Source organism: Sphingomonas sp. AP4-R1, from assembly GCF_013113735.1.
In the GTDB taxonomy this organism is placed as follows: Bacteria; Pseudomonadota; Alphaproteobacteria; order Sphingomonadales; family Sphingomonadaceae; genus Sphingomonas_I.
Genome location: NZ_CP053346.1, coordinates 246970 through 263503 on the forward strand (window position 1 = coordinate 246970; position 16534 = coordinate 263503).

At 66.6% G+C, this 16534-nt stretch carries 12 protein-coding genes; 8 read left to right on the forward strand and 4 right to left on the reverse strand.

Annotated elements, in window-relative coordinates:
• The first annotated feature begins 188 nt into the window (after positions 1-188).
• The 4 genes from HL653_RS01135 to kduI all read left to right on the forward strand — a co-directional run bounded on the left by HL653_RS01135 (position 189) and on the right by kduI (position 4401).
• A complete protein-coding gene (locus tag HL653_RS01135; RefSeq protein ID WP_171742871.1) occupies positions 189-911 on the forward strand; it encodes a FadR/GntR family transcriptional regulator in 723 nt (240 codons plus the stop codon).
• A gap of 168 nt (positions 912-1079) precedes the next feature.
• Positions 1080-2372 carry an MFS transporter gene (locus tag HL653_RS01140; protein ID WP_253717446.1) on the forward strand — a complete coding sequence of 431 codons (1293 nt, stop codon included), beginning with the start codon at positions 1080-1082 and terminating at the stop codon, positions 2370-2372.
• Between the two features lie 11 nt (positions 2373-2383).
• Complete coding sequence (locus tag HL653_RS01145) at positions 2384-3550, forward strand: glycoside hydrolase family 105 protein (protein WP_171742873.1); 1167 nt, start codon at positions 2384-2386, stop codon at positions 3548-3550.
• Positions 3551-3567: 17 nt separating this feature from the next.
• Entirely contained in the window at positions 3568-4401 is an 834-nt protein-coding gene (gene kduI, locus HL653_RS01150) for a 5-dehydro-4-deoxy-D-glucuronate isomerase (protein ID WP_171742874.1), read from the forward strand.
• Positions 4402-4529: 128 nt separating this feature from the next.
• Here the strand turns inward: kduI and HL653_RS01155 are convergent, their stop codons facing one another.
• Positions 4530-6986, reverse strand: a complete 2457-nt coding sequence (locus tag HL653_RS01155) for a zinc-dependent metalloprotease (RefSeq protein WP_171742875.1) — start codon at positions 6984-6986, stop codon at positions 4530-4532.
• 254 nt (positions 6987-7240) lie between these two features.
• Here HL653_RS01155 and HL653_RS01160 point away from each other — a divergent pair, with 254 nt between their 5' ends.
• The 3 genes from HL653_RS01160 (at position 7241) to HL653_RS01170 (ending at position 11351) form a co-directional block, all read left to right on the forward strand.
• Complete coding sequence (locus HL653_RS01160; protein ID WP_171742876.1) at positions 7241-8773, forward strand: NAD(P)/FAD-dependent oxidoreductase; 1533 nt, start codon at positions 7241-7243, stop codon at positions 8771-8773.
• Positions 8774-8780: 7 nt separating this feature from the next.
• Entirely contained in the window at positions 8781-10547 is a 1767-nt protein-coding gene (locus tag HL653_RS01165; RefSeq protein ID WP_171742877.1) for a hypothetical protein, read from the forward strand.
• 90 nt (positions 10548-10637) lie between these two features.
• Positions 10638-11351 carry an NF038129 family PEP-CTERM protein gene (locus HL653_RS01170; RefSeq protein WP_171742878.1) on the forward strand — a complete coding sequence of 238 codons (714 nt, stop codon included), beginning with the start codon at positions 10638-10640 and terminating at the stop codon, positions 11349-11351.
• A 126-nt stretch (positions 11352-11477) separates the two neighbouring features.
• Here HL653_RS01170 and HL653_RS01175 read toward each other — a convergent pair whose 3' ends face one another.
• Positions 11478-13754, reverse strand: a complete 2277-nt coding sequence (locus tag HL653_RS01175) for a TonB-dependent receptor (protein WP_171742879.1) — start codon at positions 13752-13754, stop codon at positions 11478-11480.
• A gap of 370 nt (positions 13755-14124) precedes the next feature.
• On the opposite strand from HL653_RS01175, the gene HL653_RS01180 reads away from it, so the two are divergent.
• Entirely contained in the window at positions 14125-15702 is a 1578-nt protein-coding gene (locus tag HL653_RS01180; protein ID WP_171742880.1) for a sodium/sugar symporter, read from the forward strand.
• 259 nt (positions 15703-15961) lie between these two features.
• On the opposite strand, the gene HL653_RS01185 is transcribed toward HL653_RS01180, so the two are convergent.
• Together HL653_RS01185 and HL653_RS01190 are read right to left on the reverse strand one after the other, a co-directional pair.
• On the reverse strand, positions 15962-16339 hold the full coding sequence (locus HL653_RS01185) for a YdbL family protein (protein ID WP_171742881.1): 378 nt from the start codon (positions 16337-16339) through the stop codon (positions 15962-15964).
• A complete protein-coding gene (locus tag HL653_RS01190) occupies positions 16336-16530 on the reverse strand; it encodes a YnbE family lipoprotein (RefSeq protein WP_171746707.1) in 195 nt (64 codons plus the stop codon). The genes HL653_RS01185 and HL653_RS01190 overlap by 4 nt, the downstream gene beginning before the upstream one ends.
• Positions 16531-16534: the final 4 nt, after the last annotated feature.

Below are 16534 nucleotides of genomic sequence, written 5' to 3' on the forward strand. Positions count from 1 at the left end.
CAGCGGCGAGGAGGGAACGGGCTGCATTGTGCACGGATTCGGGCCTCTCGCTCTGTGGGCGACGCTGTCCGGCGGCTCGACCGGCGCGTTCTTCGATGTTAGGCTCTGGCTACAACCGTCGAATTAGTAATACAAGTCAGGCAGTGGCCGTTTGACAAACACAATCGACGACCCGTTGGGAGACACACGTGGCGGCACGCGCAGGCTCGTTATCGGATAGCCTGTTCCGAAAGTTGGAAGAGCGGATCAGCTCGGGCGAAATGGCGCCCGGATCGCGCTTCCCCACGCAGAAGGAAATCGCGGCGACCGAGAATGTCAGCCGCACCGTGGTGCGCGAGGCGGTCGCGCGGCTGGCCTCGCAGGGGCTGACGACGTCGCGGCAGGGATCGGGCGTGTTCGTCGCCGAAACCGCGCCCTATCGCGCCTTCCAGGTGACGCGCGACGAGTTGGGCGAGCTGGCCGACGTGATCAAGCTGCTCGAGATGCGCCTCGCCGTGGAGACGGAAATGGCCTCGCTCGCCGCCGCCCGCCGCACCACCGCCAATATCGGCGAGATCCGCGATGCGCTGACGCATATGGAGGATGTGGGCGACGATCCCGCCGCCGCCGCGCGCGCCGACGCCGCTTTCCACCTCGCCATCGCCCGCGCGACGCAGAACGATTATTTCGTGCGCCTGATCGACTTTCTCGGCATCCGGCTGGTGCCGCCGCGCAACCTCTATCTGCGCGACCAGTCCACAGAATCGCACGCCAGCTATGCCGCCAAGGTGCGCGGCGAGCATGATGCGCTGGTCGATGCGATCGTCCGCATGGATTCGGCCAAGGCACGCGAGGCGGCGCGGCACCACATGCAGGAAAGCCTCAGCCGCCACAGCCAGCTGAGCGAAACCGCCCACCTGCGCGGAAAATAGGATCGGGCGCGGCAGGCAAGCAGCGCCTGTCCCTACCGGACAGCATTGACCCCTTTCCGATACTTGTACTACAACCGTCCTAACGCGACCCAAGTTCGCGTGGGGAGGTCCTGTGGCTGCAGCGTTTGACGAACGGCAGGCGACTTTATGGGCGGGCCAGCGCCCGTGATGTCCGCCGAAACCACCATTTCCGAGGCCGCCGGCCGCGCGAGCCGCTATCGCTGGGCGATCTGTGCCCTCCTCTTCGCCGCCACCGCGATCAACTATATCGATCGCCAGATGATCGGCGTGCTGAAGCCCGTCCTTCAGGCCGATCTCGGCTGGAAGGAGAGCCAGTATGCGGACATCGTCTTCTGGTTCCAGGCGGCCTATGCGATCGGCTTCCTGTTCATGGGCCGCTTCATGGACGCGATCGGCGCGCGCTTCGGCTATGCGATCGCCTTCGGCTTCTGGACGCTCGCGCATATCGCGCACGGCCTCGTCCGCGGCGTCACCGGCTTCGCGGTCGCGCGCTTCGCGCTGGGCCTCGGCGAATCCGGCAATTTCCCGGCGGGCCTGAAGACCGTCGCGGACTGGTTTCCCCAGCGCGAGCGCGCGCTGGCCGTCGGCGTGTTCAACGCAGGCGCCAATGTCGGCGCGATCGTCACGCCCCTGCTCGTCCCCGCGATCACGCTGGCTTATGGCTGGCGCGCGGCCTTCCTGATCACCGGCCTGTTCAGCGTCGTCTGGATCGTCGTGTGGCTGGTGCTCTATCGCTCGCCCGGCGAGCATAGACGCGTCAACGCCGCCGAGCTGGCGCTGATCCAGAGCGATCCCGTCCAGCCCGCCGGGCGCATGGCCTGGACCAAGCTGTTCACGAAGCGCGAGACCTGGGCCTATGCGGTGCCCAAGTTCCTGACCGATCCGATCTGGTGGATGTTCCTGTTCTGGCTGCCGGATTTCCTCGGCAAGCGCTACGGCCTCGATCTCAAGACCTTCGGCCCACCGCTCGTCGTCATCTACGTGATGTCCGATGGCGGCAGCGTCCTCGGCGGCTGGGTCTCGTCGCGCATGATGAAGGCGGGCGCCTCGGCGAACCGCGCGCGCAAGCTGACGATGCTCGGCTGCGCCGTCTGCGTGCTTCCGGTCGTGATCGTGCCGAACATCAGCTCGCTCTGGCTGGCCGTGCCGCTGCTCGGCATCGTCACCGCCGCGCATCAGGCCTTTTCGGCCAACCTGCTCACGCTCCCGTCCGATCTCTTCCCCCGCACGGCGGTGGGATCGGTGGTCGGGATCGGCGGCACGGCGGGCGCGATCGGCGGCATGCTGATCGCCAAGTTCGTGGGCTATATGCTGGAAATCTCGAACAGCTACGCCCCGATCTTCGCGGTGGCGGGCGGCGCCTATTTCCTCGCGATCATCGCGCTCCACCTGCTCAGCCCGCGCCTGGAGCGGGCCTCCTTCGACACCCCCGCTTCCTAGGATCATCGATCATGATCGCACGCACCCTCGCCTTGCTGCTGGCGGCATCGCTGCCTGCCGCCGCGCCCTCCGCCGCGATCGCCGCGAAGCCGGCCGCCGCCGCCGCTAGCCAGCAGGCGCCTCTGGCGCTCGCCGCCAGGCTGGCCGACTGGCAACTCGGCCGCCTCGATTCCGCCCACGTCTCCCGCGTGACGACCGAGACGCGCAATCCGCGCGCCTGGGAACAGGCCGTCTTCTGGGTGGGCATGACGGCGCTGGCCGATGCGGGCGGACCGCCGAACATCGCGCAGGCGGTGCAGACGATGGGCAAGGCCAATGAGTGGCTCCCCGCCCGGCGCCCCTATCATGCCGACGATCTCGTCATCACCCAATCCTATCTCTGGGCGGCCAAGCATGGCGCGGGGCCGGAGGCGATCGCGCCGACGCGCAAGGCGTTCGACTTCATCCTCGCCAATCCGGCGCATGTGACGCTTGCTTTCTACCAGCCGCCCGAAGGCTATGATCAGACCGAGTGCCTGAAGCGGTGGTGCTGGTGCGACGCGCTGTTCATGGCGCCGCCGGCGATGCTGGAGCTGAGCCGCCAGACGGGCGATCCGCGCTACAAGGATTTCGCGCTGGAGGAATTCTGGGCGACCACCGCCTTCCTGTTCGATCCGGCGGAGCATCTCTACTATCGCGACAGCCGCTTCTTCGAGAAGCGCGACGAGGCAAAGAACAAGCTGTTCTGGTCGCGCGGCAATGGCTGGGTCTTCGCCGGCCTCGCGCGGATGATCCCGCTACTTCCCGAGGGCAGCGCCGATCGCAAGAAGCTGGAAGCCCTGTTCGTCGAAATGGCGGTGAAGCTGAAGACGCTGCAGAAGCCGGACGGCTATTGGGCGCCCTCTTTGCTGGCGACGGCGGGATCGCCGCCGGAGTCCTCGGGCACCGGCTTCTACACCTATGGCATGGCCTGGGGCGTCAAGGCGGGCCTGCTCGACAAGGCAACCTATGAGCCGATCGCGCGCAAGGGCTGGGCCGCGCTCGTGAAGAGCCTCCAGCCCGACGGCCGCCTCGGCTGGGTGCAGCAGGTGAGCGACAAGCCCGAAACGGTCGAGCCCGGCGACACCCAATATTATGGCGTCGGCGCCTTCCTGCTCGCCGCGACCGCGATCGACGCGCTCGACCACCCCGCCCGCTGATCGCCCGGAGCCGTATCGTGTTCGAGAAGACCTTCTACGCCACCCATCCCGACATGATGGAGTGCGTCTCCAACGAGGAATTGCGCGACCGCTATCTGGTGAGCGACCTGTTCCGCACCGGCGAGATCGTGCTGACCTATTCGCATGGCGAGCGCTTCATCATCGGCGGCGCCGTGCCCGGCGCGACCCCGCTGGCTCTGCCCGTGCAGGCCGAGCCGGAGAGCGCGAAGGGCCATCCTTTGCTGGAGCGGCGCGAACTGGGCATCGTCAATATCGGCGGACCGGGCACGGTGACGGTCGACGGCGAAGAGATCGCGCTCGACAAATATGAGGCGCTGTACGTGCCGATGGGCACGACCGACGTGGTGTTCGCGGGCGAAGGCGCGCGTTACTATCTGCTGAGCGTGCCCGCGCACAAAGCCTTCCCGCGCAAGAAGATGACGCGGGCCGACGCGGCGACGATGCAGCGCGGCAGCCTGGAGACCTCGAACGAGCGCGACATCTACCAGCTGGTGCTGCCGCACACCTGCTCGAGCGCGTCGCTCTGCCTCGGCATGACGATCCTGCGGCCGGGCTCGGTGTGGAACACGATGCCGCCGCACGTCCACGAGCGACGCAGCGAAATCTACCTCTATTTCGATCTGCAGGACGACGACCGCATCTTCCATTATATGGGCCAGCCCGATGCGCTGCGGCACATCGTGATGGAGAATGAGCAGGTCGTGATCTCGCCGCCCTGGTCCGTCCATATGGGATCGGGCACGCGGGCCTATGCCTTCATCTGGGCGATGGCGGGCGAAAACCTCGATTATGAGGACATGGACGTGAAGGACGTCTGCCAGCTGCGCTGAGCAGCTCACTTTACGTCCGTTGGTGCTGAGCCTGTCGAAGCACCGCCCTTCCTTCTTCGGCATGGCTGAAGAAAGAACGGCACTTCGACAAGCTCAGTGCAAACGGGACCAGGACTTGTCGTTCGCGCTCAGCTGTCCAGATCGTCGAACCAGCCGCCCGAACCGCCGATCGGCATGCCCGGCGGGATGCGCGCCTGATCGGCCTTGTCGGCCAGGGCCGCGCGCAAAGCCTCCTTGTCGCGCAGCAGCGCCGCCAGGCCCCGGCTCCACAAGGCCTCCTCGCTCTCCCCCTTCGCCGCGCCGAAGCGATCGGCGAAGCCGCGCAGCCGCCCTTCCAGCAGCAAGGCCACGTTGGGCGAGGTCTTCGGATTCATCCGCGTCCGCGCCAGCGTCAGCACGGCGCGATAGGCGATCTGGCGCTCGACGGCGGTGGCGTGCCGATCGACGACCGTGGCGGTCAGCCTGTCCAGCACAGTATCCAGCCCGAGTTGACCCGGATCGACCAGCTTCTGCTCATACACGCGCGTCAGGCGCTCGGGCGCGAGCAATGTCTCCAGCATCTGCCGCGCGGCCACGTCGGTCGCGACCAGCGGATCGAACACGGCCGAGCCCGCATTGGCGAACACCTCATTGTCGAACTGCGGATCGCTGCGGCCGTTCACGCCCATCGACAGCATCGGCAGCAGCTTCGCCGGCACGGTCAGCGCGTCGGGCGAGAGCGTGGCGAGCAGGCCCGACAGCGCCTTCGCCTGATCGGCGGCGGGCACCACCTTCGCCATCGGCCGGTTGCCGCCCGCGACGCCATAAGGATAATCCACCCCGCCGACGAGCTTGGCGGCGGCATCCATCTGGTAGCGGTGGAGCAGCCACAGGGGCACGAACACGCGCCGCAGGTTCGACAAAGGCTCTCCGGGATTGAGCACCTGCGGGCCGAAGCGGGCGAGGCCGATGCGGCGCACCTCCATCAGCTTGGCGAGTTCACCGACCGAGTCAGTGCCGTCGTCCCACATGTTCGCGGTCGGGCTCGGCGTCTCCGGCGCGCGGCCGTCGATATCGGTGGAGAAGATCATGCCCGTCTTCTCCATCGCCGCCGCCTTGGCCTCGGCCACCTTCTCGGCATCCTCGCCGGGCTTGGGCTGGCCGTAGAGCCAGTCGACCGTGAACTTGTCCCACGTGCCGATGCCGGTGGCATAGGCGTCCGACAGATCGATCTGCCCGTCCTTCAACCCGATGCGCGGCCCCGGATAATCCATCACCGAGATGCGGCCCTGCATCGATCCGGCAAAATTGTGGACGAAGCCGATCGCGTGGCCCACCTCATGCGCGCCCAGCTGACGGATGCGCGCGAGCGCGGCGCGGCTGGGATCGTTGGGTCCGCCCGTATTCTCCTGATCCTTGCCGACGAGGCTTTCGAAGATCGTGATGTCCTGCCGCACGCGCAGCGCGCCGAGGATCACCGAGGATTTCACGATCTCGCCCGTGCGCGGATCGATCACCCACTGGCCCCACGACCAGGCCCGCGTCAGCCGATCGATCCAGTTGACGACATTGTAGCGGATATCGAGCGGATCGATGTCCGGCGTCAGCGGCTTCACCTGAAAGGCGTTGACGAAGCCCGCCGCATCGAACGCCTGGTTCCACCACGACACGCCTTCCTCCAGCGCGGTGCGGATCGGCTCGGGCGCGGCATCGTCGATATAGAAGACGATCGGCTTCTTCACCGCCGAGCGCGCGGCGTTCGGATCGGTCTTTTCGAGCCGAAAGCGCGCGGCCAGATCGTTCACGATCGGCTGGCCCAGCGGCGTGCCATAATCATAGACCGGCGCGAAGAAGCCGCCGGTGCGGATGTCGTAGCGGCGCGGCGTATAGCCCGGCCCCGGCAGGCGGACGAGCGAGTGGTGGACGATCAGGCTCACCTTGCGCGGCTCGGACGCGATCATCGTCACCTGCTTGCCGGGCTTGTCCGCCACGAACGTCTGATAGGCGTCCACCTCGATATTGTCGGGGAACACCTTCACGCTGCCCGCATCGGTCGCGCTCAGCGCCTCGGACAGGCGGAAGCCGCTCGTCTCGCTGTTCAGCGTGGCGGCGATGTCCATCACGTCCTGCGTGAAGAAGGAGGAGAGATCGACGGTGACGCCCGCCGGCCCCTGCGACACGATATCGCCCATCCAGACGATGCTTTCGGGGAAGCTGCCCTTGGCGCCCGCTTCGACGGCGGCGGTGCCGCTCGCGCGGAACTGCGGATTCTCGAACACCGCCGCCACCTTCTTGCCGAAGCGACGGAAGGCGAGGACGTGCGTGGGTCCATTCATCGCGCGATCCAGCCGCACCGTGGCCGAGCCGAGGCCGGTCCGCAGCACCGTGGCATAGAGGAAGCGGCCATAGGTGCCGTCCGCCGCCATCGGCGGCAGCGTGACCAGCATGCGCCCGTCCGCGCGATCCACCGAGACGGGCAGCAGCGCGCCATCCTTGCTCGTCGCCACCGCCTCGGGCGCGGCCAGCGCCGCCGTCGCGCAGCCCGCGAGCAGGCCCCAGGCTAATGCCGCCCGCGCGATCGATCGTCCGAACCCGAAATATGCCATCCGCTGATCTCCTTGCCCGGCGCGGACTAGCAGATCGATCGCGCGATTTTCAGGAGATTATCGCCGCATGAAAAAGAATTCACGCCTGAAAGCATCGCATAGGGTAGACTTTCTATCCGATGCCACCAGCGCGTTCGGTCAAGCGAGTGGAGTAAGCCCCTCCCGCAGGCGGGAGGGGAGATTGAGGCCATGCTGGCGGATCGACCGATGCTTGGTTAACCCGATCTTATCGATTGCGGTGGCAGGTGCAGGCCATGCCGCACACCGCGCCTTCGCTCTCTGTCGATGTCGCCATCATCGGCGCGGGCCCCGCCGGGCTGACTGCCGGATATCTGCTCTCCAAGGATGGCGTCCGCGTCGCGATCGCCGAGCAGGATCCGCATCAGGTGGGCGGGATCAGCCGCACCGTGGAGCATGAGGGCTTCCGCTTCGACATAGGCGGGCACCGCTTCTTCTCGAAGAGCCGCGAGGTCGTGGCGCTGTGGGACGAATTGCTGCCCGACGATTTCATCGAGCGCCCGCGCATGAGCCGTATCTATTATGGCGGCCGTTTCTATTCCTATCCGCTGCGCGCGTTCGAGGCGCTCCGCAATCTCGGCCTGCTCCGCTCGGCCGCCTGCATGGCGAGCTATTTCCGATCCAGGGCCTTTCCGCGCCGCGCGGTGCGCAGCTTCGAGGACTGGACCGTCAACCAGTTCGGCGCGAAGCTCTTCTCGATCTTCTTCAAGACCTACACCGAGAAAGTGTGGGGCATGGGCTGCGACGAGATTTCGGCCGACTGGGCGGCGCAACGCATCAAGGGCCTCAGCCTGGGCGCGGCCGTGATCGACGGGCTGAAGCGCAGCCTGGGCCTCCACCGCAAGCCCAATGACGGGCAGGCCGCGAAGACCCTGCTGGAAAGTTTCCGCTATCCGCGCCGGGGCCCCGGCATGATGTGGGACGCCGCGCGCGACCGGATCGTCGAGGCGGGCGGCGATATGCTGATGGGGCATCGCCTCCACCGCCTGTCGCGCGAAGGCGACGGCTGGCGGATGATCGTGCGCGGGCCGGACGGCGAGCGGACGATCCGGGCGAAGCACGTCATCTCCTCCGCGCCGATCCGCGAGCTGATCCCGCGCATCCATCCGCTGCCGGCCACGGCACCGCGCGCGACCGCGCTGCGCTATCGCGACTTCCTCACGGTCGCGCTCAAGATCCGCTCGCCCGATCTCTTCCCCGACAATTGGATCTACATCCACGAGCCGGGCGTGAAGGTCGGCCGCATCCAGAATTTCCGTTCCTGGTCGCCCGAAATGGTGCCGGCCGAGGATGTCGCCTGCGTCGGCCTCGAATATTTCTGCTTCGAGGGTGACGGCCTGTGGTCGATGCCGGATGCCGATCTGGTCGCGCTCGCCACGCGCGAGATGGCTACGCTCGGCCTGTGCGATCCCGCGCTCGTGATCGGCGGCGTCGTGGTGCGGCAGGAAAAGGCCTATCCGATCTACGACGACGCCTATGCCGATCATGTCGCCGCGATCCGCGCCGATCTGGAGGCGCATTGCCCCGATCTGCATCTGGTGGGCCGCAACGGCATGCATCGCTACAACAATCAGGATCATGCGATGATGACGGCGATGCTCACCGTGCGGAACATCCTCGCCGGCCAGCCCCTCTACGACATCTGGGACGTCAACGAGGACGCCGAATATCATGAGGGCGGGCGCATGGGCGAAGCCGACGGCGCCAGCGATGACCCGCGCGCGGCGCTCGCCTCCGTGCGCGCCGTGCCCCGGCGTATCGCCGCCTGACGACCTCATGACGGCGGCGCGGCGCCCCTTCTGGCGATGGCTGCTGCTGGTCTGGATCGCCGCCGCCATTTTCCTGATTGCCTGTTTCCGGAGCGCGATCGCGACGTTCCGCCTCGCCGATCCGGACGACGTCCTGCGGCTGGTCGAGGTGCGCGACTGGCTGGGCGGGCAAGGCTGGTTCGATGTCAGCCAGCATCGGATGAACCCGCCGCATGGCCTGTCCATGCACTGGTCGCGGCTGCTCGATCTGCCGATCGCCGCCTGCCTCTCGCTGGCGCGAATGGTCGCGGATCAGCGCACCGCCGAGACGCTCGCCGCCGTGATCGTCCCGCTCGTCACGCTGGGTTTGGCGATGGCGCTGGTCGCGGCGCTGACGCGGCGCCTCACTGCGGAGGGAGCGGAGCGCGGACCGGCGCTGCTCGCCGCCGCCTTCTGCACGATCAGCGTGGCCGCCTGGTATGCGCTGCGGCCGATGCGGATCGATCATCATGGCTGGCAGATCGTCGCCGGTCTCGGCGTCGCCGTGGCGCTCACCGGGCGACCGACGCGCCGCAACGCCGCCATCGCGGGCGCCTGCGCGGCTTTGTGGGCGCATATCTCGCTGGAGGCTTTGCCCTTCGCGGCGGCGGCGGGAGCATGGCTGGGCCTGCGCGCGATGCTGGGCGCGCGCGACGATGCCCGCCGCCTGTCCGCCTATCTGGCTGCGCTGACCGTCGCCGCCGCAGCCCTCACGCTCGCGATCAAGGGGCCGAGCGCCTTCGCCGGACTGCAGTGCGATTCCCTGTCCACCGTCCATCTCGCGGCGCTCGGCGGGGCGACGCTCGCCAGCCTCGCAGCGGAGCGCGCTCCGCTCCGCGCGCGCTGGATCATCCTCGTCGCGGCGGCGGGCGCGGACGCGCTCTTCTATCGCTGGGGCGCCGGGCCTTGCGCGGCCGGTCCGTTCGGCCAGCTCGGCCCGCTCGGCGCGCGCCTCTGGTATCGCAGCGTGAACGAAGGGCAGCCGATCTGGCGCCTGTCGTCCGAACTGGTCCTGCTCTGGGGCCTGCTGCCGATCGTCGGGCTGGCAGGCGCCGCGATCGTCCGGCGCCCGATGGCGCCCGGTCCCCGGCGCGAGGCGCTCACCACCTATATCGTGCTGCTGCTCGCCGCGACCGGCGTGGGGCTGCTCGTGATGCGCGCGCTCGCCTTCGCGAACCTGCTCGCGCTGCCCGGTGCGATGATCGCGCTCGCCGTCATCGCTCGCACCTGCGATCGGCGCGCGCGCGCCTTCCGCATTCTTATCCTCACCGGATCGGCGATCCTGTTCTCGCCGCTCGGCCCCGCGCTCGCGGCCGCGCTCGTCAGCTCCGAACGCCCCGCGCCGCAGCCGCCCGCGCCGCCCGCTCCCGCCTGCGGTCGCATCGACGATTATGCGGTGCTGAACCGCCTGCCGCCCGCCATCGTGATCGCGCCGATCGACGCGGGCCCGGCGCTGATCGCCGCCACCCATCACCGCGCGATCACCGGCCCCTATCATCGCGATCCGCAGGCGCTGGAGGATCTGCTGCGGTTCTTCACCGCGCCGCCCGCCGAGGCGCGCACGATCGCCGCCGTGCGCCATGCGGGCCTGCTCGCCTTCTGCCCCGGCGCGCATGATCTGGGCGTGATGGCGGATTCCGCCCCCACCGGGCTGGCGGCGGCGCTCCGGCGCGGCGCCGTGCCGCCGTGGCTGACGCGGCTCGATCCCGCCCGCACAGCCCCCCTCCAGGTCTATCGCATCGCGGGACCCCGCTGACGCCGCATCACGGGCGATCGGTGGTTAACGCCTTGGTATCGTCATCTCATCCTGCTTAGGGTCCGCCTCCATTTTTGGGGGACTTGAAGAATGAAGACGATTTTCGCCGCCGCACTGGCCGCGCTCGCGCTGGGCACCTCCGCCGGCGCCGCCGTCACCTATCATGTGACGGTCGATACCAGCAGCCAGATCGGCAAGGCGGGTTATATCGATCTGCAGTTCGGCGCGGGCTGCCTCGGCGGCGGCTGCAATCCGCAGTTGGCCACCGCGCTCGTCTCGGGCTTCACCACCGACGGCACGCTCCAGCCGTTCGACGGGAATGATCCCAACGATCTGGCGGAGGGCACCACCGGCACGCTGCCCACCGGCGTCTCCTTCGACAACCAGACCTTCACGCCCTCGGACTTCTCGCAGGCGATCATCTTCGGTTCGAGCCTGAGCTTCGCGGTCACGCTCTCCGGCCCCGCGATCGAGAGCCCGCTGAACGACGGCGGCAATTATGTCGGCACCGCCTTCCTCTTCGATTTCGGCAATGCCGATTTCTCGGACTTCTATTTCTCGCAAAATGACGGCGGCCCCTTCGGCTTTCTGGCCGGCGCGCTGCACATCCAGCAGGACGGCAGCGTCCTCGTCGTCGCCAATCCCAGCAGCCAGGATTATACGCAAAGCTCCGGCCTGAGCTTCACGACGATCACCGCCGCCTCCGACGTGCCCGAGCCCGCAAGCTGGGCGATGATGCTGGCGGGCTTCGGCCTCGTCGGCGGTACGATGCGCCGGCGGAAGCTCACCGTCAGCTTCGCCTGAGGATAATCCCCATCGTCCGGGGAGCGAATGATCCCCGGCTCATCCTCCCCGAACAGCAAAAAGCCGGGCGCATCGCTGCGCCCGGCCAGTTTATCGGAGGGCGCTGCGCGCGCCCTTCGGGGAGGATCAGAACTTGTAGGAGACGCGCACGCCGCCGTAGCGATTATAGTCGCGCGCCAGATAGCCGAGCGTCGCCAGCTGGTTGGCATGGTTGCCCGTGTCGTTGTTCATGTTCGAGAAGTAATGCTTGTCGAACAGGTTGTTCACGAACGCGACCGCTTCCCACTTGCGATCCGGCGCGCGCACGCCGATCGAGAGGTTCGCGATGCCGTAGCCGGGCTGATAGGTCTGCGGATCCTGGTTGATCGAGAAGTTGATCGCGCTCTGATAGCTGTAGGAAGCCTGCAGCACGCCATCCAGGCTCTGCGTCAGGCTCGGCGTATATTCGCCGCTGGCCGCCAGCTTCCACTTCGGCGCCTGCGGCGGACGGAAGCCCGCCAGATTCTGCCGCGCGGGCGTGCCGACGCAGCCCTGCGCCGCCGTCTGGTTCGGATAGCATTGCGCGCCGAGGAATTGGGTGATCTTCGCGTCGTTATAGGTCACGCCGCCCGAGAAATTGATGTCGGTGGCGGCGCGCCAGCTGGCCTCCACCTCGACGCCCTTGGTCCGCAGGCGGCCCACATTGGCGAGGCGGAAGTTGGTCGTCCCGTCAGACAAAGTCTCGATGCCCTGCGCCTGGAAATTCTTGAAGCGCGTGTCGAAGAGCGTGACGTTGAAGGTCACATGGCGATCGAAAAACTGCGTCTTCAGGCCGATCTGCCAGTCCTTCGAGCGCTCCGGCTGCACCGGACCCGAATTCTGGCGGACGAGGTTGAAGCCCGTGCCGATATCATAGGCCTGGCCCTTGTAGCCGGTGGCGAAGGTCACGAAGCCCATGATGTCGGGCGTGAACTTCTGCTGCACGCCGGCCTTGTACGTTTCGTAATTGGCGCTGTCGTTGCCGGCGAAGGTGGGCACGCCCGTCGCCGCATAATCGGTGAAGCGATAGTCGATCTTGTTCTTGCCCGCGCGCGCGCCGCCGATCAGCGTGGTGTTGGGCAGGATGTCATATTCCAGCTGGCCGAACGCCGCATATTGGCGCGTGCCGTTGGTGGCATACCAGTTGGCGATCGAGAAGAACGGCCCGCGCTGGAACACGCGGCTCAGTTCCAGATCGGAATAATAGAGGCCGAGCGTGTAGCGGAACCGGTTCTTGCCCGGCGCCACGAGGCGGAATTCCTGGCTCCAGCTGTGCGTGCGGAACGTGCCGAACTGGCGATTGTCGAGCGCGGCGACGGCGGATTCGTCCTGATCGAGAATGTCGAACTGGCGGAACTTGTCATAGCCGGTGATCGACATCAGGCTGGCGAAGCCGACATCCAGCGAGGCGCGCACCGACGCCGAATAATCGGTATAGTTGGTGCCCGAATTGATGTTGTTGACCACCTTGGTGTTGTCCTCGGTGGCGACGATGCCGGGCGCGAAGACGGAGGGGTCGTACGCCGCCACGCCGCGCAGGCGGGCCGCCGCGCCGAGACGGATGAAGGGACGGCCGATCGTGGTCGTGCCGTCGATATAGCCGCCCGACACCGCGATGTTCAGGTTCGACGTGGGATCCCACACGACCTTGCCCTTGATCGAGAGCGTGCGGAACCCGTTGACCCGGTCGCCCGTGCCGAGGTTGCGGACATTGCCCTCGAACTTGTCGTAATTGGCGTTCAGGCGGAAACCGAGCGTGTCGGTAAGCGGGCCCGAGATCGCGCCGTTGACCGCATATTCGCGATCGGTGGTGACGACGCCGCCGATGCGGCCCGTCAGATCCGCCGTCGGATTCTGCGTGATGATGTTGATGAGGCCGGCCGAGGCCGCGCGCCCATAGAGCGTGCTCTGCGGCCCGCGCAGCACTTCGACCCGGTCGATATCGCTCAGGTCGGCGAAGGCGCGCGCGATGAACTGCACCGGCACGTCATCGATCTGCACCGCGACCGAGGGCTCGACCGAGGGCGAGAAGGCGAAGGTGCCGATGCCGCGGATCGAGATCGAATTGTTCACCGGCTGCTCGGACGGGCGGATCAGCAGCGACGGGGTCGCCTTGGTGAGGTCGGCGAACTGGCGCACGCCCTGCGAGGTCAGCGCCTCGCCCCCCAGCACCTGCACGGCGACGGGCACGTCCTGAATGCGCTGCGAGCGCTTCTGCGCGGTGACGACGATATCGCCGGCGGACGAGGCATCGGATGCGGGAGCGGCGGCGGGCTCGGCGGCCTCGCCCGTCGCGGGTGCGGCCTGCGCGAACGCGGCACCGCCGATCGTGGCCATGCCGATAAGTGCCAGGCACCGGGCCATGGCGGTATTCGAAAGAAGCATGATCTTCCTCCCCTATGTGGCGCCGAATCTGGCATCGGCTTGGGGCGGCACCTAGAGTTGTCCCGACACGGACACAAGTGTTGTATGACAAATTTCACCGCATTTATCGTACAAACACGGCGAACTGTGGCCCAGAAGCCCAATTTGAATGCCAAATTCCGATAATTGTTACAGCGTTTCATATTGTGGGAAATGTTGTCGCACCGATGCCGACGGCACGCGCGGCCGCGCTGCCAAGGGACGCGACGAAGGGCGCGGGGGCCGGTCTTTTCCGCTTGCGCAGCAATGTCCTGTCACACAAATCAGGGACATCGGATCGGGCCGCCCCCCCATTTGCGCGCCCGCCCAAAATCGTCCGGAGAGTATGACGATGCAGCTTGCCACCCTCGATATCGCGATCGTCGTGCTCTACGGTTTCGCGATCTTCGGCCTCGCCCAATATGTCTCGCGCGACAAAGCCGGCGCCGGCCCGAAGAACACGACCGATTATTTCCTCGCCTCCAAGAATCTTCCCTGGTGGGCGATCGGCGCCTCGCTGATCGCGGCGAACATTTCGGCCGAGCAGATCGTGGGCATGTCCGGCTCCGGCTATGCGATCGGCCTCGCCATCGCCTCCTATGAGTGGATGGCGGCGCTCACCCTGCTGATCGTCGGCAAATTCTTCCTGCCGATCTTCCTGCGCAACGAGATCTACACGATGCCGCAATTCCTGGAGCGGCGGTACGGCCCGGCGATCCGCACATTGATGGCGGTGTTCTGGCTCGTCCTCTACGTGTTCGTGAACCTCACCTCGATCATCTGGCTGGGCTCGATCGCGGTCACGAAGGTGGCGGGTGTAGACCAGACGGTGGCGTTGATCGGCCTCGGCGCCTTCGCCTTGCTCTATCAGCTGCGCGGCGGGCTCAAGGCGGTGGCGCTCACCGATATCGTGCAGGTCACCCTGCTGATCCTCGGCGGCCTCATCATCGCCTATCTCACGCTCACGCAGATCGGCGCGGGGGCGGGCGTGTTCGCCGGCTGGCACAAGCTCGTCACCACCGCGCCCGATCATTTCCACATGATCCTGAAGAAGGGCGATCCGCATTATGCGGACCTGCCCGGCCTTTCCGTGCTGATCGGCGGCATGTGGATCGCCAATCTCAGCTATTGGGGCTTCAATCAGTATATCATCCAGCGCGCGCTGGCGGCGAAGGACCTGCCGGAAGCGCAGAAGGGCGTGCTGTTCGCCGCCTTCCTGAAGCTGCTGATGCCGCTCATCATCGTGGTGCCCGGCATCGCCGCCGTGCTGATCGCGCCCGGCCTGGAGCGGCCGGACGAAGCCTATCCGGCGATGATGCGCCTGCTGCCCACCGGGCTGCTCGGCCTCGTCTTCGCGGCCCTGATTGCGGCGATCATCGCGTCGACCGCCTCCAAGATCAATTCGATCGCGACCATCTTCACGCTCGACATCTTCGCCAAGCTGCCCTCGCAGCAGGGCGCCAAGGACAATGAGCAGAAACTGGTGACGATCGGCCGGATCGCCGCCGTCGTCGCGATCATCCTGGCGGTGCTGACGGCCAGGCCGCTCGTCGGCCAGTCGGAGCAGGCGTTCCAGTTCATCCAGGAATTTACCGGCTTCTTCACGCCCGGCATCACGATCATCTTCCTGCTCGGCCTGTTCTGGAAGCGCGCCAATCAGGCCGGCGCGATCGTGGCGGCCATCGCCTCGGTGGTGCTGTCCTGGGCGTTCAAGGAACTGCTGCCCGATCTGCCCTTCATGGATCGGATGGGCGTGGTGTTCCTCGTCTCGCTGGTTCTGTCGGTGGTGGTGTCGCTCGCCACGCCCGCCAGCGGCGACCGCGACGTGATCAAGATGGGCGACGTCACCTACGGCACGCGCGCGACATTCAACGTGGGGGCGCTGGCGGTCGTACTGGCTCTGATCGCGCTCTACGCGACGTGGTGGTGAGGGCTTAACCCATCACCATCCGCTTGCCCCCCGTTTGCTTCGAGCGAAGATCGAGCTTGTCGAGATCATAGTCGAGAAGGATTCTCGACAGTCGCATCTCGACAGGCTCGATGCTGCTCGAACCGAACGGTTTGACACAATAGCCCTGCCGTAACCCCGGACTTGTTCCGGGGTCCACCGGGCAGCAAGAGCAGCGGCCTAAGGCGCGCGCAGAGGTGTGGATGCCGGAACAAGTCCGGCATGACGATGCGTTAAACGCTCACGCCCCGCATTGCGCCGGCAGCGTGATCGGGCCGCTCTTCACCGCCCAGGCCCCGCCGATATTGTAGGCGCGGCCCGTCTTCAGCCCCTCCAGCGTGCGGCACCCGATCGACGCCGCAAACGCCTCGATCGGCACGTTCTTGCTCTGCGCGATCTGGGTATAGCCCTGGCGACGCTTGATGTTGATCGCATCCACCTTGGCCTTGAGCCCACCCGCAGGCGCGCGCGCGAAGCCCATATAGCCATCGGCCTGCTCGCCCACGGTGCCGGCTTCCAGAGCCGCCTCCACCTCGCTGTCCATCTGCGCGAGCGCGGGCGCGCCCGTGAGGAGCGAGAGGCCGATCAGGCCGGAGATCAGAAGCTGCTTCGTTGTCATTTCGGGAACAGATCCGGGTTGTTGGCGATGAAGTCGTCGGCGTCCTTCTTCAGGCTTACCACGACTTCCTGCTTCACGCTGATGTTCAAATTGATCTCGATCGGCTTGTCCGGCGCCTTCACCGTCACGCAGGCGGAAAGCGCCAGCCAGGCCGGCAATCCGATCAAAGGGCTCGCACCCGAACGTTTCATCGTC